The organism is Klebsiella sp. X13 (genome assembly GCF_003323835.1).
GTDB classification, from domain to species: Bacteria; Pseudomonadota; Gammaproteobacteria; order Enterobacterales; family Enterobacteriaceae; genus Klebsiella; species Klebsiella ornithinolytica.
Map to the genome: position 1 here is coordinate 2,473,153 of NZ_CP030874.1, position 19,879 is coordinate 2,493,031.

The 19,879-nt window shown below is 58.7% G+C and carries 17 protein-coding genes; 11 read left to right on the forward strand and 6 right to left on the reverse strand.

Annotated elements, in window-relative coordinates; genetic code table 11:
* Positions 1 to 36: 36 nt before the first annotated feature.
* The gene (locus DSD31_RS11785) at positions 37 to 1,482 is read right to left on the reverse strand and encodes a M20 family metallopeptidase (protein ID WP_015584220.1); all 1,446 of its coding nucleotides are present in this window, start codon (positions 1,480 to 1,482) and stop codon (positions 37 to 39) included.
* A complete protein-coding gene (locus DSD31_RS11790; RefSeq protein ID WP_099144358.1) occupies positions 1,482 to 2,792 on the reverse strand; it encodes a M20 family metallo-hydrolase in 1,311 nt (436 codons plus the stop codon). Before DSD31_RS11790 ends, DSD31_RS11785 begins: the two co-directional genes overlap by 1 nt.
* Positions 2,793 to 2,957: 165 nt before the next feature.
* On the opposite strand from DSD31_RS11790, the gene DSD31_RS11795 reads away from it, so the two are divergent.
* Together DSD31_RS11795 and smrA are read left to right on the forward strand one after the other, a co-directional pair.
* Positions 2,958 to 3,869: a LysR family transcriptional regulator gene (locus tag DSD31_RS11795; protein ID WP_015584221.1), complete on the forward strand. Its 912-nt coding sequence runs from the start codon at positions 2,958 to 2,960 to the stop codon at positions 3,867 to 3,869.
* Positions 3,870 to 3,966: 97 nt separating this feature from the next.
* Positions 3,967 to 4,530 carry a DNA endonuclease SmrA gene (gene smrA, locus DSD31_RS11800; RefSeq protein WP_086816532.1) on the forward strand — a complete coding sequence of 188 codons (564 nt, stop codon included), beginning with the start codon at positions 3,967 to 3,969 and terminating at the stop codon, positions 4,528 to 4,530.
* Here the strand turns inward: smrA and DSD31_RS11805 are convergent.
* Positions 4,527 to 5,333, reverse strand: coding sequence for an IclR family transcriptional regulator domain-containing protein (locus DSD31_RS11805; RefSeq protein ID WP_004862537.1), 807 nt, complete (start codon positions 5,331 to 5,333; stop codon positions 4,527 to 4,529). The genes smrA and DSD31_RS11805 overlap by 4 nt on opposite strands.
* Before the next feature lie 167 nt (positions 5,334 to 5,500).
* Between DSD31_RS11805 and DSD31_RS11810 the strand changes: the two genes are divergently transcribed.
* Genes DSD31_RS11810 through pcaC form a run of 6 tightly spaced genes read left to right on the forward strand, consistent with a single transcriptional unit; the run spans position 5,501 to position 10,565 of the window.
* Entirely contained in the window at positions 5,501 to 6,187 is a 687-nt protein-coding gene (locus DSD31_RS11810; protein ID WP_004862535.1) for a 3-oxoacid CoA-transferase subunit A, read from the forward strand.
* A gap of 10 nt (positions 6,188 to 6,197) precedes the next feature.
* Positions 6,198 to 6,854, forward strand: a complete 657-nt coding sequence (locus DSD31_RS11815; protein ID WP_004862533.1) for a 3-oxoacid CoA-transferase subunit B — start codon at positions 6,198 to 6,200, stop codon at positions 6,852 to 6,854.
* Between the two features lie 10 nt (positions 6,855 to 6,864).
* Positions 6,865 to 8,067, forward strand: coding sequence for a 3-oxoadipyl-CoA thiolase (pcaF, locus tag DSD31_RS11820; protein ID WP_015584222.1), 1,203 nt, complete (start codon positions 6,865 to 6,867; stop codon positions 8,065 to 8,067).
* Positions 8,068 to 8,076: 9 nt separating this feature from the next.
* Positions 8,077 to 9,429, forward strand: coding sequence for a 3-carboxy-cis,cis-muconate cycloisomerase (locus tag DSD31_RS11825; protein ID WP_104896563.1), 1,353 nt, complete (start codon positions 8,077 to 8,079; stop codon positions 9,427 to 9,429).
* Positions 9,419 to 10,186, forward strand: a complete 768-nt coding sequence (gene pcaD / locus DSD31_RS11830) for a 3-oxoadipate enol-lactonase (protein WP_032717526.1) — start codon at positions 9,419 to 9,421, stop codon at positions 10,184 to 10,186. The genes DSD31_RS11825 and pcaD overlap by 11 nt, the downstream gene beginning before the upstream one ends.
* The gene (gene pcaC / locus DSD31_RS11835) at positions 10,176 to 10,565 is read left to right on the forward strand and encodes a 4-carboxymuconolactone decarboxylase (protein WP_004862525.1); all 390 of its coding nucleotides are present in this window, start codon (positions 10,176 to 10,178) and stop codon (positions 10,563 to 10,565) included. Before pcaD ends, pcaC begins: the two co-directional genes overlap by 11 nt.
* Positions 10,566 to 10,606: 41 nt before the next feature.
* On the opposite strand, the gene DSD31_RS11840 is transcribed toward pcaC, so the two are convergent.
* Complete coding sequence (locus tag DSD31_RS11840) at positions 10,607 to 12,226, reverse strand: mechanosensitive ion channel family protein (RefSeq protein WP_004862522.1); 1,620 nt, start codon at positions 12,224 to 12,226, stop codon at positions 10,607 to 10,609.
* A 283-nt stretch (positions 12,227 to 12,509) separates the two neighbouring features.
* Between DSD31_RS11840 and DSD31_RS11850 the strand changes: the two genes are divergently transcribed.
* The 3 genes from DSD31_RS11850 to DSD31_RS11860 are packed head-to-tail and all read left to right on the forward strand — an operon-like array spanning position 12,510 to position 15,714.
* Entirely contained in the window at positions 12,510 to 12,965 is a 456-nt protein-coding gene (locus DSD31_RS11850) for a MarR family transcriptional regulator (RefSeq protein ID WP_015584227.1), read from the forward strand.
* A gap of 24 nt (positions 12,966 to 12,989) precedes the next feature.
* A complete protein-coding gene (locus DSD31_RS11855) occupies positions 12,990 to 14,168 on the forward strand; it encodes an efflux RND transporter periplasmic adaptor subunit (RefSeq protein WP_113991055.1) in 1,179 nt (392 codons plus the stop codon).
* A gap of 10 nt (positions 14,169 to 14,178) precedes the next feature.
* Positions 14,179 to 15,714 carry a DHA2 family efflux MFS transporter permease subunit gene (locus DSD31_RS11860; protein WP_113991056.1) on the forward strand — a complete coding sequence of 512 codons (1,536 nt, stop codon included), beginning with the start codon at positions 14,179 to 14,181 and terminating at the stop codon, positions 15,712 to 15,714.
* 442 nt (positions 15,715 to 16,156) lie between these two features.
* Here DSD31_RS11860 and fumA read toward each other — a convergent pair whose 3' ends face one another.
* Together fumA and DSD31_RS11870 are read right to left on the reverse strand one after the other, a co-directional pair.
* On the reverse strand, positions 16,157 to 17,806 hold the full coding sequence (gene fumA / locus DSD31_RS11865) for a class I fumarate hydratase FumA (protein ID WP_113991057.1): 1,650 nt from the start codon (positions 17,804 to 17,806) through the stop codon (positions 16,157 to 16,159).
* Between the two features lie 54 nt (positions 17,807 to 17,860).
* A complete protein-coding gene (locus tag DSD31_RS11870; RefSeq protein ID WP_004862511.1) occupies positions 17,861 to 19,372 on the reverse strand; it encodes an anion permease in 1,512 nt (503 codons plus the stop codon).
* Positions 19,373 to 19,879: the final 507 nt, after the last annotated feature.

Consider the following 19,879-nt stretch of genomic DNA (forward strand, 5'->3'; position numbering starts at 1 on the left):
TGTTAGTTGTGGTGTTTAGTGCGTGAATGATTGTTTTTATTTTAAAGGTGACGGTGTCACGCCTTGCGGGATCGGGCAGTGATATGGCTTTTCAGCCAGCTGTTGCGCCAGTTCTTGTTGACTGGCTTGCAGCAGCGCACCATCGGTGAGCAGGCGGATCGCCGTGGCGCCGAGCACTTTTCCGGCCACCAGCATCCCCTTATGGGCGATGGCCGTGCGGCCCTGGCTCACCAGTTGCCAGGTATGCAGCGGTGTTCCGACGGCAAAACAGGGGCTGAAACATTGGGCGACCGGGGTTTTCCAGCTGACGTCGCCCACATCGGTGGATCCCGCCAGGATAGTATCCGTCGCAGCCCAGGGGGCGACTTCATCGATTAGCACCGTTTCCCGGTGGCGACGGGCGAAGCGTTTGCCCTCTTCGCCGCCGGTGCCGGCGATATTTCTCAGGCTGTTGTTGAGGTCGTTCTCGCTTAACGTGGCACGAATGTCGTCGGCAAACGCGCGATCCGCCTCGCTCCATGACGGTGTACCGTAGTGGCACACGGCCTGATACATCGCCGCCTCCAGCGTGCGATTAGGTAAATAACTGGAGCAGGCCTTCTCGAAACGACAGGTGACCGACGTTTCAGTCATCAGCGCCGCGCCCTGGGCGATTTTCTCGATGCGGGCATAGATTTGCTGCGCATCCGCCATCTCCGGCGCGCGGATTAAATAGAGCACCTCCGCCTGAGCCTGTACCACGTTGGGGGAAATGCCGCCGCTGTCGGTAATGGCATAATGGACGCGTGCTTTCTCAATAATGTGCTCATTGAGGAAGTTGGTGCCGGTGGTCATCAGCGTGACGGCGTCCAGCGCGCTGCGCCCCAGATGCGGCGAGTTGGCGGCGTGAGCCGCGGTGCCGCTGAAACGCCACGCGGCCTGAATGTTGGCCAGCGTGCTGGTGCTGAACATGCCGGCGTAGGCTTCCGGGTGCCAGGTCAGCGCGGCGTCCACATCGTCAAACATGCCTTCGCGCACCATAAACGTTTTGCCGGAACCGCCTTCTTCCCCCGGACAGCCGTAGAAACGAATCGTCCCGCAACCGCCGTGCTGCACCAGCCAGCTCCGGCAGGCAATGGCGGCGGCCAGTGCGGCGGTGCCCAGCAGGTTGTGACCACAGCCGTGGCCGTTCGCCCCAGGCGTCGCGGCAGCAGGATACGCGCACTGCGCCTGCTGACTAAGCCCGGCCAGCGCATCATATTCACCCAGCAGGGCAATCACCGGCTTTCCGCTGCCGTAGCTGGCGACAAAGGCGTTGGGGATCCCGCCGGCCTCACGGCAGACCTCAAAACCTTCTGCTTCAAGGGCGAGCGCCAGCCTTTCGGCTGACCAGAACTCCTCAAAGCGCGTTTCCGGGTGATCCCAGATGGCGTCGGCGATAGCGGTCAACTCGCCGGCGCGGGCGGTAATCACCTCATCAACGTAGCGGTAGAGGGCCTCCATTACACACCTCGCTGCCAGGGGAAATTGAGCGCGGTGAGGGCCAGAGTTTCCACGGCGATGGCCATCACGTTCTCATCAAAGTCGAATTGTTCGTTGTGGTGACCGGCGCTGAGTTCCGTGCCAAAAACCATATACGAGGCCAGGCCATTATGCTGTTGAACCCGGGCCATCATCAGGGTGGCATCTTCTGAGCCGGCAGGGGCGGCAATACGGTCGATAGCCTGCTCCACGCCGGGCACCCGTGCCGCCTGCTCGCGCAGATAGTGTACCCACGCCGGGGACGGTGCGCTGGAAGTCGCCGCGCCCATCAGGCGCAGCTCGACGCTGGCTCCGTACATCGCGGCAGCGCCGTGGATAACCTCCCGCGCGCGTTCAAACACATACCGGTTAATGTCTTCCGTTTCGCCGCGGGTTTCCACCTTCAGGAGCGCGCCGGATGGGACAACGTTCCGCCCGGTGCCCGCCTGCATCACGCCGACATTGACCCGCGATGCGCCGGCGCTATGCGGCGCGATGGCGTGCAGAGCAATCGCCGCCTGCGCCGCGGCGAGCAGCGCATTACGCCCGTCTTCCGGTTTACCTCCGGCGTGGGCCGCAACGCCGGTGAATAGCGCGTCGAATTTAGTGGTTGCCATAAAGTTATCGCTGCCGCACACCACGGTACCGGCCGGGACACCGGTACCGATATGAATAGCGGTAAAGTAATCGACATCATCCACCACGCCAGCGGCGACCATTGCCCGCGCGCCGCGGGTACCTTCCTCCGCAGGCTGGAAAATCAGCTTGATCACGCCGTGCAGCCGATCGGCATACTGTTTCAGAACGTGGGCCAGGCCAAGGCCGATGGCCGTATGACCATCATGTCCGCAGGCGTGCATCATCCCAGGGTTACAGGAGGCAAAATCCTCGCGGAACGGGCGGTGGTGGCCGTCGGTATCTTCATTCAGATCGAGGGCATCCATATCGACCCGAAAGGCCAGAGTGGGGCCGGGACGCCCGGTATCCAGCGTGGCGACGATACCGGTGAAGCCGCCTTCGAATGCGCTCAACCACGGTTCTGGCGCACCTTGCTCACGGGCGCGCTGAAAGGCGTTGGCCAGGGTGACCTCATCCGGTAATCCCATCCGACTATCGGCATCGACCGCGTCGCGGCCCAGGGTCAGGTCGTAGCCCAGCTGATGCAACTGCTCTGCAACTTTACTGGCGGTGCGGAACTCGACCCAGCCGGACTCGGCATAATGGTGTAAATCGCGACGCCATTGCGTCATCTCTGGCAGCAGTTGACGGATGTATTCATTGAGTAACGGCATAACCTGTCCTGTCATATTTAAAAATGTGATGAGGTTCACGGTGTGATAGCTTTTACTTATCGCTGATGGGTTTTTCAGCAGCGCATTCTTACGTTGCCACAACGCTTTGCATTACAGTAGATGCCATTTTCTTCTGTTTGATAAACAATGGTTATCACTACGGCGATGTCTTTTCAGATTAAATTTCACCAAATTCGTGCCTTCGTTGAAGTGGCGCGTCAGGGCAGTATTCGCGGTGCCAGCCGGACGCTGGCGTTATCGCAACCGGCTTTGACCAAGGCCATTAAAGAGCTGGAAGAGGGGCTGTCCGCCCAGCTGTTCGTGCGCCGCAGCCAGGGGGTATCGTTAACCGAGAATGGCGAAAGTTTTTATCAGCACGCCAGTTTGATTCTTGAGGAGCTGCGGGCGGCGCAGGAAGATCTGTTGCAGCGCCAGGGGGCGTTGACCGGGCAGATCAATATTGGTCTTGGAGCCAGCGTGGCGCGCTCGCTGATGCCCTCGGTGATTTGTCGTTTTCATCAGCAGCACCCGCTGGTGAAGGTGCGTATCATGGAAGGTCAGCTGCTGTCGATGATCAACGAACTGCGGCAGGGGGAGCTCGATTTCACCATCAATACCTATTATCCCGGCCCTTACGATCATGAATTCAGCTTTGAGAAACTGTTCGAAAAGCCGTTTGCGGTCTTCGCCCGCGCCGGGCATCCCGCAACCCAGGCGACCTCGATTGAACAACTGCTGCATTACAGCTGGACCATGCCAACCCCGCGCGGCAGCTACTTTAAGCAGCTGCAGGATCTGTTTAGCCACCGTTCGCAGATCCCGCATGTCGGCATCGTGTGCGAAACCTTCTCTTCCTGCATCAGTCTGGTGGTACAGAGTGATTTTCTGAGTATCTTACCGGTTGAGCTGGGCAGCGACCCGATGATTGCCGACAAGCTGGTGATGATCAAGGTGAGCGAAACGTTACCGAAAGCGACCTATTATCTGATCCAGCGCCGCGACTCGCGGCAGACGCCGTTAACGGCCTCGCTGATTACCCAGTTTCGCCGACAAAGTCGCCACCAGTTTCCCGCCTGAGCCGGCAGGGCAAATTGTCGCCGGTTGTCGATAAACGCATTGAGGCGGCGGGGCGCGGCGGCTATAGTAGCCTCCGGTAGCAGCCGGAGGAGTGCACATGAATCTTGACGACAAATCGCTATTTCTTGGCGCCATGGAGGACGTTCAGCCTCTGAAGCGCGGCAATGACGTTCATTGGCATCCGGAACGCAACCCGCGCCCGACGCAGCGTCTTGATGTCCTGCAGCTCGATAATTTTCTCACCACCGGCTATCTCGATATTCTGCCGCTGACCACGCCGCTGGAATTTAAACGCGACGGGCTGCAAAACGGTGTGCTGGATAAGCTGCGTCTGGGGAAATATGACCAGCAGGCCAGCCTGAATCTGTTGCGCCGTCCGGTCGAACAGTGCCGGCAAATGCTGTTTGCCTTTGTCGTGCAGGCGCAAAAGGAGGGGTTGCGCAATCTGCTGATCGTCCACGGAAAAGGGCGGGAAGATAACGCGCACGCTAATATCGTGCGTAGCTATCTGGCGCGCTGGCTGGTCGAACTGCCCGAGGTACAGGCGTTCTGCGTGGCCTCGGCACAGCATGGCGGCAGCGGAGCGTGTTACGTCGCGTTGCGCAAATCCGCCGAGGCGAAACAGGAGAACTGGGAGCGCCACGCCAAACGCAGCCGCTAGCGCAGCAGCAGCGTCAGCTCGCGAGCCGCTTTTTGCAGCTCGGGTAGAACCCGTTCCAGCATGTCGCGAGTGGAGACCTGCCCGGCATGCACGCCGACGTTCAGCGCGGCCTGTATCTGGCCCTGCGGGTTGAACAAAGGCACCGCCAGCGAGCGCAGTCCCATTTCCAGCTCCTGATCGTTGAGCGCGTAGCCCTGCTGCTGGACGCGCTTCAGCTCCGCGCGCAGCTTGTTCACCGAATCCACCGTTTGCGGGGTGTAGCGAATCATCGTCACCCGCGCCAGCATATCGTTCAGCTTCTCTTCCGGCAGATGGCTTAACAGCACGCGCCCCATCGAGGTCGCCCAGGCCGGGAGGCGGCTGCCGATATCCAGATCGATGGTCATAATCCGCGAACTGGAGGCGCGGGCAATGTAGAGAATATCGTCGCCATCGAGGGTGGCTATCGAGCAGGATTCGTTCAGCATTTCACTCAGGTGTTTAAGAACAGGCTGCGCCGAACGCGCCAGCGGCGTGGAGGCTAGCCACGCGTGGCCGAGGGCCAGAATACGCGGGCGCAGCTGGAAGTTTTTGCCATCTTCCGCATAGACGAATCCCAGTTTCCCCAGCGTGTACAGGCAGCGGCGCACCGCCGCGCGCGGAATACCGGTCTTCTGGCTGATTTGCGAGATAGACAGGACCGGGCGCTGCGGGGTGAAGGCCTGAATCACTTCCAGCCCGCGGGCCAGCGAGGCCATAAAGTTCGGATCGCCTTTAAACGGATCGCTGTCGCCCGTCAGTAAATCGTCTGGATGCTTCTCCATTTTTTTCTCCATATTTGCCGTCGATCACATTCTTTCGCTAAAGATATACGATGTTCGATTATCGCACCATATTTCGATTATCGCCCTTGACCAACATCGTTAAGCGGGTCACATTTTGTGCGAACAACGCATAAAAGTGCGATTACCGCACGTAAAGGAGCGACCTGATGATTGATAAAAGCGTGTCGACGCTAAGTGATGCCATCGCCGGGATTCACGACGGGGCGACCATCATGATCGGCGGTTTTGGTCCCGCCGGTCAGCCAACGTACCTGATTGACGCCCTGATTGAACAGGGTGCCCGCGACCTCACCATTATCAACAACAATGCGGGCAACGGTGAAGTTGGCCTGGCGGCACTGCTGAAGGCCGGACGCGTGAGAAAGATGGTCTGTTCTTTCCCGCGCCAGGTTGACTCACAGATTTTTGACGATCTTTATCGCCGCGGCAAAGTGGAGCTGGAACTGGTCCCGCAGGGTAATCTCGCGGCGCGAATCCAGGCCGCCGGCGCCGGCCTGGGCGCGATATTTACGCCGACCGGTTACGGCACGCCGCTGGCTGAAGGCAAAGAGACCCGCGAAATCGACGGTCGTCATTACGTCCTCGAATACCCGATCAAGGCCGATTTTGCCCTGATCAAAGCGCACCAGGCCGACCGCTGGGGCAATCTGGTGTATCGCAAAGCGGCGCGCAACTTCGGCCCCATTATGGCCACCGCCGCAAAAACCACCATCGTTGAAGTCTCCCGTCTGGTGAGTCTTGGCGACCTTGACCCGGAAAATGTGATCACCCCGGGGATTTTCGTCCAGCGTGTGTTCTCGCTGGAACATCTGACCACCGCACAACGCGCCTGAGGAGCCAACTATGCAAAAACTAACCCGCGATGAAATGGCCCAGCGAGTGGCGCGCGATATCCCGGAAGGGGCCTATGTCAACCTGGGCATCGGTTTACCTACCCGCATCGCCAACTATCTGCCGAGCGATAAAGAGGTCTTTCTGCACAGTGAAAATGGCCTGCTGGGGATGGGGGGTAAGCCGCAGCCGGGTGAAGAAGATCCGGAGCTGATTAATGCCGGGAAAGAGTACGTGACCCTGCTCAAAGGCGGCTGCTTTTTCCATCACGGCGACTCATTCGCCATGATGCGCGGCGGCCACCTCGACATTTGCGTACTCGGGGCGTATCAGGTCTCCGCCAGCGGCGATCTCGCCAACTGGAGCACCGGCGCACCTGACGCGATCCCGGCGGTGGGAGGGGCGATGGATCTGGCCATCGGCGCACGTCAGGTGTTTGTGATGATGGATCACCTGACCCGCGACGGCGAGTGTAAGCTGGTTGAACAGTGCAGCTACCCGCTCACCGGAGTGGGCTGCGTCAGCCGGATCTACACCGACCTGGCGGTCATTGACATCACCCCGGCCGGTCCGGTGGTCCGAGAAATTTTCAACGGCCTCTCTTTTGAGGAGCTGCAGCGCATCACTCCGGTGGCGTTGACCTTTGAACATCTGGCGGAAAGCGCATAAGGAACCTATGATGAATCAGGCATTTATCTGTGATGCGGTGCGTACACCGTTCGGGCGTTTTGCTGGTACGCTGGCGACAATGCGCGCCGATGATTTGGCCGCTCTGCCGCTGAAAGCGCTGCTGGAGCGCAACCCGGGCCTCGATCCCGCGCGCATTGATGATGTGATTTACGGCTGCGCAAACCAGGCCGGGGAAGATAACCGCAACGTTGCCCGTATGGCGCTGCTGCTGGCCGGACTCCCGCAAACGGTGCCGGGTAGCACCATTAACCGGCTGTGCGGCTCCAGTCTTGATGCGATCGGCGTCGCAGCGCGGGCCATCAAAAGCGGCGAAACTCAGCTGATGATCGCCGGTGGCGTGGAGAGCATGTCGCGCGCGCCGTTTGTGATGGGTAAGGCGGAGAATGCCTTTAGCCGCAACATGAAGATTGAAGATACGACGATCGGCTGGCGCTTTATCAACGCCCGGATGAAAGAACTGTACGGCGTCGACTCGATGCCGGAGACCGCCGAGAACGTCGCCGCTGATTTTGCCGTTTCGCGTGCCGATCAGGACGCCTTTGCGCTGCGCAGCCAGATGCGCACCGCCGCGGCGCAGGAGGCCGGACGGTTTGCTGATGAGCTGATCGCGGTCTCTATCGCACAGCGCAAAGGCGACCCGCTGCTGTTTACTCGCGATGAACACCCGCGTAGCACGACTGCGGAAGCGCTGGCGAAACTCAAAGGGGTGGTGCGTCCGGACGGTTCGGTGACCGCGGGGAACGCCTCCGGGGTGAACGATGGCGCCTGTGCCTTGCTGTTGGCCAGCGAATCGGCGCTGTCGGCCAACGATCTGCACCCACTGGCCCGGGTCGTCGGCGTGGCGACGGCGGGCGTGGCGCCACGTATTATGGGCTTCGGTCCGGCTCCGGCGGTACGTAAAGTGCTGGCGCAAACGGGGCTGACGCTAGAGCAAATGGATGTCATTGAATTGAATGAAGCGTTCGCCGCGCAGGCGCTGGCGGTGACCCGCGATTTAGGGCTGGCCGACGATGCGCCCCACGTCAATCCCAACGGCGGCGCCATTGCGCTGGGCCACCCTCTGGGGGCGTCGGGTGGTCGTCTGGCGATGACCGCCGCGTATCAGCTACGTCGTAGCGGTGGGCGCTATGCGCTGTGTACCATGTGTATTGGTGTCGGTCAGGGTATTGCGCTGATTATTGAACGTGTTTAAGGAGCCAACATGAGTTTGTTGACCCCCATGCTGCGCAGCAGTCCGCTGACCGCCTGGTTTAGCGATGCGCAGCGGGTGCAGGGGATGCTGGATTTTGAAGCGGCGCTGGTCCGCGCACAGGCATCCTGCGGCACCGTGCCGCAGGATGCTGTCGCCCCCATCGTCAGCGCCTGCCAGCATTCGTCCATCGATTTTCCGGCCCTGGGGCTGGCTGCCGCCAGCGCGGGCAACCTGGCGATTCCGCTGGTGAAGCAGCTCACCGCGCGGGTGAAGACGCAGGATGCCGGTGCGGCACGCTACGTTCACTGGGGGGCGACCAGCCAGGATGCCATCGACAGCGGGCTGGTCTTGCAGCTGCGCGGCGCGCTGGACGAAACGGAACGCCTGTTGCAACAGCTGATTGACGGCTTCGCCACCCAGGCTGAACGCTATCAGAACACGGTAATGCCCGGTCGTACCTGGATGCAGCACGCGCTGCCGGTCACCTTTGGCCTGAAGCTGGCGGGTTCGCTTGATGCGCTGCTGCGCTGGCAGCAGCGTTTGCGGGAGATGCGTCCGCGGGTGCTGGTGCTGCAGTTTGGCGGCGCGGCGGGTACCCTGGATTCGCTAAAGGCCGACGCATCGCCGGTTGCGGCGGCGCTTGCCAGCCTGCTCGGGCTGACTCTGCCGGATACGCCGTGGCACAGTCAGCGTGACCGGTTGCTGGAAGTGGGGGCCTGGTTTGCGGGACTGTGCGGCACGCTGGGCAAATTTGCGAACGATTTTTCCCTGCTGATGCAAACCGAAGTGGCGGAAGTCAGCGAACCGGTTGCGGAAGGGCGCGGCGGATCGTCGACCATGCCGCACAAACGCAACCCAATCGCCTGTAGCGCGATTTTAACCGCGGCCCAGCGCACGCCTGGACTGGTGGCGACGCTTTACGCCGGCCAGATTCAGCAGCATGAACGCGCCCTTGGCGGCTGGCAGGCGGAATGGGAGACCCTCCCGGAGCTGATTATGCTGGTGGGTGGGGCACTGGCGCAAAGCGATGCGCTGGTTCGCGATATGCAGGTCTTCCCGCAGAAAATGCGGGCCGACCTGGAGATAACCCACGGACTGATTATGGCCGAGGCGGTGACGCTGGCGCTGGCGGCGTTTATTGGCAAAGCCGATGCCCATCACCGTATTGAGGCGCTGTGCCGCCAGGCGATCGACGAATCCCGCCCGCTGCAGGCGTTGCTGGAGAACGACCCGCTGGTCAGCCAGCATCTTTCGCCCCCCCGTTTAACGCAGCTGCTGGATCCGGCCACGGCCACCGGCAGCGCCGAACGTTTTGTGCGCCAGGTCGTGGCGCGTTACAAGGAGCAACGTAATGAACCTTGATTATCAGCTGGACGGGCCGGAAGGCGCGCCGGTCATTGTGCTTTCTAACTCGCTCGGGACCACCCGCGCAATGTGGCAGCCGCAGATGGCGGCCTTAACCCAACGGTTCCGCGTGCTGCGCTATGACACCCACGGCCATGGTAAAACCCAAAAGTCGGGCAAGGTCACGCTGGCGCAACTTGGGGAAGATGTGATTGCGCTGCTCGATCATCTCAATATCGCCAAAGCCTGGTTTTGCGGCATCTCGATGGGCGGCCTGACCGGGCTATGGCTGGGGCGTTTTGCCGCGGATCGTTTCTACGGTATCGCGGTGGCCAACACGGCGGCGCGGATTGGCGATCAGGCCAGCTGGCTTTCCCGTTCGCGTGCCGTGCGCCAGGAGGGAATGGACGTGGTGGCCGCCGGTGCGGCGGACCGCTGGTTCACGCACGCCTTCCGTCAGAAGGCGCCGGAGGTGGTTGAGGCGCTGTGCCATCAGCTGACCCATAGCAATGCCGAAGGGTATGCCGAGTGCTGCGAAGCGCTGGCGGCAGCCGATTTGCGCAGCGAAGTCGGACAAATTAGCGTGCCGACGCTGATTATTGCCGGTGAAAGTGACCCTGTCACTACCGTTGCCGATGCGCATTTTTTACATCAGCAGATCCCCGCGTCGCAGGTGGTGGTGGTTTCCGCCTCACATCTGTCCAGCATCGAGTCGCCGGGGGCCTTTAGCGCGGCGCTGTTGGCTTTTTTGCAGGAGGGCGATCGTGGACGATAAAACCCGTTACCAGCAGGGCATGAACGTTCGGCGCAAAGTGCTGGGCGATGCCCATGTCGAGCGCACGCTGCACAATCTGACGCCGCTCAATGACGAGTTTCAGGATTTCATTACCCGCTATGCGTGGGGAGAAACCTGGACCCGACCGGGGCTGGATCACCATACCCGCAGCATGATAACTATCGCCATGCTGATTGCGCTGAACCGTGAAGCGGAGCTGAAAATGCATTTGCGCGCGGCGTTTAATAATGGCGTGACCCGCGATGAGCTGAAAGAGTTGATTATGCACTCGGCGCTGTACTGCGGGCTGCCTGCTGCCAATGCCACGATGCATCTTGCGCAGCAGGTGTTTGATGAGCTGGACGGGAAACCGGCCTGATGCGGCTCTGCTGGCCGGTCTTTACCGGCCAGCATCGTGATTTATCCCTCTGTTGTCTGCGGGTCTTGCGCCGCCGGCGCGGCGTACCAGTCCTCTTTCGCCACCATCACGGTTCCCTTCGGCTGCATGACAAAGTTCGGCGACATGATCTGCACGCCAAATTCATTAAATACATCCTGAATATTGCTGTGCAGTGCGGTACGCCCGTCGGCCAGCGAGGTTTCCGCCAGTAGCAGGACCTGCAGCTCATAGGAGACGTACCAGTCCATCAGGCCAAGCTGACGCACCAGCGGCGGCTGACGGTGGTCGATACCCGGCGCGCGGCGGGCCGCCAGTTCCAGCATCGCCTGAACCTGTCGCCACGGCGTGTCGTAGCCGATGGTGACGCCGGTGGTCAGGTTAAGGCCGGCTTCGCTGTTTTGGGCGCTGAGGTTGGTGATTTTCCCGCTGACTACCACGGCGTTTGGCACCGTCACGATATAGTTTTCCCGGGTGACGATTTTGGTGGCCAGCATCCCAATTTCACTGACCTTACCCTCATTATCGGCAATCCGAATCACATCGCCTTTGCGCAGCGCGCGCGAGTAAATCAGCACCAGACCGCTCATGGCATGGTTCATGACTCCCGCCGATCCCAGGGTTAACATCAGACCGAAAAAGACGCTAATGCCTTTAAAAGCCAGCGAGTTGGCGCCAGGCAAAAAGGGGTAAGCGGCGGAGAGGGCGAACAGCCAGATGACCACCGAGATAAGTTTACGCGTCGCGCCTACCGTTTCCGGATGCAGACCCGGAATTTGCAGACGACCGGCTTCCACCTGACTGAGCAGCAGTTTTACCAGACGGATAATAAACCAGGTGATCAGCAGGATAATCAGAACAATCAGCAGGCCGGGTAGCGCCGAGACTATCGACAGCGCAATCTCCTGCAGGACGCGCACCGACCACTCTCCCAGCGATTCGCTCCACACGCGCGTCCAGGGGAACAGGCCGAAGGCCCAGCTTAGCCAGGCATAGAGCGCCACCGTACCAAGCAAGACCATCAGCAGGGCATAGAGTCTGGTTTCGATATTGCCGAGAAACCGCCGCCAGCTCTGGGGGATCCAGCCGCGCTTTTGCAGAATCTGCAGCAGAAAATAGCGGCGAACCCGACGCCAGGAGCGCCAGGCGACGTAATAAAAGGCGGCCAACAGCAGCGCCCCGACCACCACTTTAACCACCGCCAGCGCCAGGTAGGGGGTGTTGTACTGTTCCCGAAGCGCACTGCGCTGTGCCTCCATACGGGCGAGAACCCGTTGGCTGGCCTGGTCGAGGGTCAGGTCGTCACCTTCGTCGAGGTCGGCCTGGCTCAGCAACATAATGGGTTTACCGTTCATAAGGAACAAACGACCCGGCAGGTTGTAGCGCGTGACCGGAACAACCTGCAGCGGCTGGCTGATATCCGCCTCGGTAAAAGCACGTAGCGTATTCCGAATCCGCAGCACCCGCTCTTCGGGCGTCGTCTGGCCGAAGGTCGCCTGTAACATCACAATCGGCTGGTGGAAAATTTTTACCGTACGGGCCTGTTCACGTTCTGTGGGCTGTTGGCGCGGTTCTGCCGCCGAAAGGGGGAACGCCAGGCATAGCGCGAGGGCGGCTAAAAAAAACGCCTGTATCTTGTTCATATGCAGCACCCAAAAAAAGAGAATTATCGTTATTTTTCAGGTGGTCAACGGCACTCCCTGACCAGGCCCTGCTTTGAGCATAGACCAGCGATAAGCGAATACAAGCGCGGCGGACAGGTCGCGAATATCGAGGACGAGGCCGGCAAACGGCGTCGGGGGCCGCGTCATAATGTACTGAGCGGTGGCCTTGGCGCTGACAAAATGTGCGATCTTCTTGACACTACGTTGACAAATAGATGCCTGGTCAGTAGTTTCAATTGTAATTACTGACCAGGCAAATATCATGAATAACCATCCGGGTATTATTAACAATAGATTTCACTTAGGTTTGTTGATCCATCTGGCTAACCAGTTCAAGGACCAGCTGATTAGCCAGCACTTCTCCGGCATGGACATTACCGCCGCGCAGTTCAAGGTGCTGATCAGTATTTATAAAGGCTTTAACAGCCCGGTCGAAATCAGTAAAAACCTGGTCATGGACGCCGGCGCCATGAGCCGAATGGTGGATCGAATGGTCAAGCGTGAGCTGATCAGCCGCTCCCCAAATCCACAGGATAAACGCCAGGTGATTCTGGCATTGACCGACAAAGGGCTGCTGATTTGCGAGCGCTTTGTCAATGAAGCGCTGGTGTCGATCATCAGCGAACTCACCGCCCGACTGACTCCCGATGAATCCCGACAGCTGGTCGATCTGATGACCAAAATGTTGCCAGACGAGATCGTCGCCCCTCATCGCTAATGCATTCAAAAAGGTCCTGACAAGATGGAAACCACTGCGGTACAACAGGCTGAGCGCGGCAGCAAGCGCAAACGAAACTTTATTATTTTATTGATTATTCTGCTTCTCGCCGCCGGAGGCGGGGTGGCGTGGTATTTGCTGTACGCCCGCTACTATGAAACGACCGACGATGCCTATGTCAATGGTAACCAGGTGACGCTCACCCCGCAGATTGGCGGTACGGTCACTCAGGTGACGGTGGATGAAGGCGACTTCGTGCAGAAGGGGCAGCCGCTGGTGCTGCTCGACCCCAGCGATACCGAAATTGCGCTGCAGCAGGCGGAGGCCAGTCTGGCGAATACCGTTCGCCAGGTTCGCGGCCTGTACAGCACCGCGGATAACTACCGCGCCCAGGTCGCCGCAAAAAAAGTGGCGTTGCAAACGGCGCAAAACGACTATGCGCGGCGGCAGAAAATCTTCCAGAGCGGGGCGATCGCCGCGGAAGACCTGGCGCATTACCGCGATGCGGTCACCAGCGCGCAAAGCGATCTTCTGGCCGCTCAGGAAGCGCTGCGCACCAATATGGCCATGGTGGATGACACCGTAATCGACAGCCACCCGGAAATTAAAAGTGCCGTCGCCACTTTCCGTCAGCGCTATCTCGACAACTCCCGCAGCACCATCGTGGCTCCGGTCAGCGGCTATGTGGCGAAGCGGGCGGTGCAGCTTGGCATGCGCGTTGATTCCGGCACGACGCTGATGGCTATCGTGCCGCTGAACGAAGTCTGGGTGGATGCCAACTTCAAAGAGAGCCAGATGAAGGGGATGCGCCTCGGACAAAAAGTCACGCTCAGCGCGGATCTGTACGGCGATGATGTTGAGTATCACGGCACCATCGAGAGCCTGGGTATTGGCACCGGCAGCGCTTTCTCGCTGCTGCCGGCACAGAACGCCAGCGGTAACTGGATCAAAATTGTCCAGCGTCTGCCGGTCCGTATCGTGCTCGATCCCCATGATATGCAGAAAAACCCGCTGCGCGTCGGCCTGTCGATGAACGTTAGCGTCGATATTCGCGACGCTGACGGGCACCTGCTGCCGCAGCAAACCGTTAGCAGCCCGCGTTTCACCACCGATGTGTATCAAAACCCGCTGGCAGAAGCGGACAAACTGGTGGCTAAAATCCTTCATGACAACAGCAAAACGATAGCCGCCGGCGCCCGTTAAGAGAGACGTTATGCACGATAAGGCTGCCTTTACACCGCCCAATATGTGGCTGGCGGTGCTCGCGCTGTCTCTGGCCACGTTTATGCAGGTGCTGGATTCCACTATCGCCAACGTGGCGTTGCCGACGATTGCCGGCAACCTCGGGGTCAGCGCGGATCAGGGGACATGGGTGATCACCTCATTTGCGGTGTGTAACGCTATCGCGCTGCCGCTGACCGGTTGGTTTACGCGCCGCTTCGGGCAGTTAAAGCTGTTTATTGGCTCGGTGATGATGTTTACGCTGACCTCATTCCTGTGCGGATTTGCCCACAGTATGACCGAGCTGATTATCTTCCGCGCGCTACAGGGCTTTTTCGCCGGCCCTATGTTCCCGATGTGTCAGACGCTGCTGCTGGTTATCTTCCCCGCCAGTAAACGCAGTATGGCCCTGGCGCTCCTGTCGATGGTGACCGTGGTGGCGCCGATTGTCGGGCCGATTACCGGCGGCTGGATAACGGACAACTACTCCTGGCCGTGGATCTTCTACATCAACGTACCGATCGGCATCTTCGCCACCATCGTCGTCTGGACGCAGATGCGTGAACGGGAAGAGACCACCACCCACGCCCCCATTGATTACATCGGGATTGCGCTGCTGGTGCTTGGGGTTGGGCTGCTGCAGGTGGTGCTTGATAAAGGTAACGATCTTGACTGGTTTGCCTCTTCGCAGATCGTTGTGATGTCGACGATTTCAGCCATCTCGCTGGTGTCTTTCGTTATCTGGGAGCTGGGCGAGCGTCATCCGATTGTTAATCTGCGCTTGTTCAAAGATCGCAATTTTGCGATTGGTACGCTCTCGCTGACTCTGGGCTACGCGGCTTTTTTTGCTATCAATATTATTCTGCCGCAGTGGCTGCAAACGCAGATGGGCTACACCGCGATCTGGGCCGGACTGGCCGCCGCGCCGATGGGGATCCTGCCGCTGATAATGACGCCGATTATTGGCCGCTACGCCAATAATTTCGACCTGCGTATTCTGGCTTCGCTCTCGTTCCTGACGATGGGGGCCTCCTGCCTTATTCGCGCGCAGTTCAATACCGATGTCGATTTCCGCACTATCGCCGAAGTGCAGCTGTTCATGGGAATCGGCGTGGCGTTTTTCTTCATGCCTATCACGACGATTGTGCTGTCAAACCTGAACGGCGCAGAAGTGGCGGAAGGCTCCGGTCTGGCGACCTTCTTCCGCGTGCTGGGCGGCTCGTTCGCGTCGTCGCTCACCACCTGGATCTGGTCGCGGCGGGAAGTTTTCCACCATGCCAACCTGACGGAAAGCGTCTCCGCCTACAATCCCGCTGCGGTGGACTACATCGACAAGATGGGCGGAGCCAAGCAGCAGCATATGGCGCTGATTGATAAGAGCATTGAGCAGCAGGCCTACATGATGTCGACCATCGACTATTTTTGGGTGCTGGGCTGGGGCTTTATGGCGCTGATCGTGGTTATCTGGTTTGCCCGGCCGCCGTTCAGTCGTGCCGGAGCGCCGGGCGCCCCCTCGGCTGGTCACTAGCCGCGGGGTGATAAAAAACGAGCCCGAGCTGCGTCTGTTAATTCGATCGTTGCCTGCTTTTTCCTCGACCGTTGTTGCTCTCCGCAGTGATGGACATTTTGGGATGAAAAGGCGTGCAGCGGGGCCCTGGACCCCGCTGAAATCGGTGAACCGAAGGCCGGAAGACAAGGGCTGGCCGCCAGGGATGGCGGCAAGAGGCGAATCGAGACAGGAGCGAGCCCCGGAACGGGCGAGCAGGTCGAGTTGAGCCGACCGCAGGCTGCAGGCCGGGAGGTGAGCGCAGTGCGCAGCACCGATTTCCGTGCGGGACCGCGGGGATTGTTAAGGGGAAGACGGTTATCTTCCCCTTAACCCGGTCACCTCGCACTGAGGCCGCATGTTCTGCCTGACGTAGGGTGAACGGAATACCTCTTAGCTCAGCGCCCGGCTTTAGCCGGCAACACTACCGCTGGGCACAGCTGTTACACTGCTTGTTCTGAATCTGCTGGAAGAAATCATTGCCTTTGTCATCCACCAGGATGAAGGCCGGGAAATCTTCCACTTCGATTTTCCAGATAGCTTCCATCCCCAGTTCCGGATACGCCACGCACTCCAGGCTCTTAATACTCTGCTGGGCGAGTACCGCCGCCGGGCCGCCAATGCTGCCGAGATAGAATCCGCCGTGTTTGTGACAGGCGTCGGTCACCTGCTGGCTGCGGTTGCCTTTTGCCAGCATCACCATGCTGGCGCCGTGGGACTGCAGCAGATCAACATAGGAGTCCATGCGCCCTGCGGTGGTTGGGCCGAGTGAACCTGAGGCGTAACCTTCCGGAGTTTTCGCCGGACCGGCGTAGTAGATCGGGTGATCTTTCACGTACTGCGGCAGCGCTTCACCGTTATCCAGCAGCTCTTTCAGCTTCGCGTGGGCGATATCGCGCGCCACGATGATGGTGCCGTTCAGCGTCAGACGGGTGGAGACCGGATGGGCGGACAGCTGCGCCAGGATCTCGCTCATCGGCTGATTCAGATTAATGCTGACCACCTGGCCTTCACCTTGCTCACGCAGCGCTTCCGGGATGTACTGGCCCGGGTTGCTCTCCAGCTTTTCAATCCAGATACCGTGGCGGTTGATTTTGGCTTTGATATTGCGGTCAGCGGAGCAGGAGACGCCCATGCCGACCGGGCAGGAGGCCCCATGACGCGGCAGGCGAATCACGCGGATATCGTGGGCAAAGTATTTGCCGCCGAACTGCGCGCCGAGGCCGAGATTCTGCGCTGCCAGCAGCAGCTCTTGTTCCAGCTGAACATCGCGGAACGCCTGGCCGTGCTCGTTACCTTCGGTGGGTAAACCATCGTAGTAGCGCGTGGAGGCCAGCTTCACGGTTTTCAGCGTCGATTCCGCCGAGGTGCCGCCGATCACGAAGGCGATATGGTACGGCGGACAGGCCGCGGTGCCGAGGGTGCGCATCTTCTCAACCAGGTAGTTTTTTAGCTTCGCCGGGGTAATCAGCGCTTTGGTTTCCTGATACAGATAGGTTTTGTTGGCTGAGCCGCCGCCTTTCGCCATGCACAGAAATTTGTACTCGTCGCCGTCAACGCTATAGAGATCGATCTGCGCCGGCAGGTTAGTCCCGGTGTTGACCTCTTTGTACATATCCAGCGGAGCATTTTGCGAGTAGCGCAGGTTATCTTCGGTATAGGTGTTGTAAACGCCGCGGGCCAGCGCCGCTTCATCGCCGCCGCCGGTCCAGACGCGCTGACCTTTTTTACCCATGATGATCGCGGTACCGGTATCCTGGCAGGTCGGCAGCACACCTTTCGCCGCAATTTCCGAATTGCGCAGGAACTGCAGGGCGACGTATTTGTCGTTTTCGCTGGCTTCCGGGTCGAGCAGGATTGACGCAACCTGCTTTTGATGGGAAACGCGCAGCATAAAGGCCGCATCGTGGAAGGCCTGCTGGGCCAGCAGGGTCAGGGCTTCAGGTTCAACCTTCAGGATCTCCTGGCCTTCAAATTCGGCCACGGAAACATGTTCTTTGCTCAGCAGATAGTATTCGGTCTCATCTTTTGCCAGCGGAAAGGCTTCCTGGTATACAAACGGTTTAGTCGACATAGCTTTGCTCCCTAAGAGTAAAACCGCCGGAGGAGAACCTCCGGCGGTTATGAATCAGAACATCATAGACATCCACGGATAGCCAATCAGCAGCAGGGCGGCCAGGAAGATGGCGCCGAAGATGGTGCCGAGGCGCCAGTAGTCTTTGGTTGGCAGGTAGCCGCTGCCGTAGTAAATCGGGCTTGGACCGGTACCGTACGGGGTGATGATGCCCATCACGCCGAGCGAGGTGACCATCAGCAGGACGAAGACCTGCATATTCATACCCGGAATGGTGGAGGCGATAGTCAGCATTGCCGGCAGCAGCGCGGTGGTGTGCGCGGTGGTGCTGGCGAACAGGTAGTGCAGCAGGTAGAACGCCAGCAGCAGCACGATAGTGGCGACCCCCGGGGAGATGCCGCTCATCAACGCGCCACCTTCTTTACCCAGCCAGGCGATAAAACCGGTCGAGGAGAGGCCGTCGGCCAGCGCCACCAGCGTGGCGAACCAGACAAAGGTGTTCCATGCCGCTTTATTGTTGGTGATATCGCTCCACGAAAGTACGCCGGTCCACAGCATCAGCACAATCACCAGCAGGGCGGCCAGCGCCGGTTCAATCCACTCGGCGGCGAAAATCCACATGGTCAGGGCGAAGCAGACGAACACCAGCAGCAGGATCTCATTGCGCGACAGCTTGCCCAGTTTTTCCAGCTCACGAGCGGCCCACAGCGGCACTTCGTTGTTGACTTTCACTTCCGGCGGATAGAACCAGTAAGCCAGCAGCGGCATAGCCAGAATCAGCAGGATACCCAGCGGCAGGAAGGCGATAAACCAGGTGCCCCACGAGATATTGATGCCAACGATGCTTTTGACCAGCGCGAGGGCCAGCAGGTTTGGCGCCAGCGCGGAGAGGAACATCGAACTGGTGATACAGGCGGCGGTAATGGCCACCCACATCAGGTAGGAGCCGATTCGACGCGCGCTGGGATCGTTTGGTTTAGAACCGTACAGCGGCGGCAGGTTGGCGATAATCGGGTAGATTGTCCCGCCGCTGCGCGCGGTATTGGACGGGGTAAACGGTGCCAGCAGCAGGTCAGCAAAGGTAATGGCATAACCCAGCGTCAGGCTGCGGCGGCCCAGATACTTCACCAGGATCAGCGCCAGACGGCGACCAAACTGGGTTTTATCGTAGCCAGCGGCGAACATGAAGGCGCCGAAAATCAGCCAGACGGTGGAGTTACCAAAACCGCTGACCGCCCATTTAAACGAGGCGCCGGCCAGTTTGAATTTAGGGTCGGCCAGTTGCGCCGGGTTGAAGAGCAGCCACTGGCTGCACAGGGCGATGACCACCACCCCGGTGATACCGATCACGGCGCCCGGCAGGGGTTCAAAAATCAGCCCGACAATAACGCCAACGAAGATAGCAAAGTAGTGCCAGGCATAAGGCGGTAACCCGTCAGGCACCGGCACGAAGAGTAAAAGAACTGCAACAATAATGGGCAGCGCCATCATCAGCAGGCGGTTTTTATTTGCAGCCTTGGGACTGGCGGCACCGGCAGGCGGTATGGTTGTCTGTTTCTCTTTCATAATGAGTATCTGCGAGTAGTTGAAAATACGGTTGCGTCACGTCATAACCGGTGATTTTTTTAATTTCAAAACTTTCTTTACTTATTAATCTTTGGTTTTGATGATTTTCGTGACGATTATTTAACGCCTTTTTCCGTGCGTTAAATTTAATTTGTTGGTTATTTATATATTGCGCTTTGTTGCTTTATTGCAATTGATCAAGATCAATAAACACGGTGTGTGAAGGTGTTTTTTTATTTTCAAAATAACCCTGACGGATGAGGTGTTTATTTGTTTAAAATATAGATAAATGTTAATGGATAATTGATTTATAAACGTGAGTTAAAACAAAATTTATCCTATCTATATGATGTTAATTAGTTTTATTTTGTGTCTGGTATGTTTTGTTATTTAACAAAAGTGGCGAGTATGTTATCGGTGTTTTGCTTTTTGTGAAAATTGTATTTTTAATTAATAATACAATGGAGGTACTGATGTTATTGGTGGTATTAAATAGTTTTTTAACTA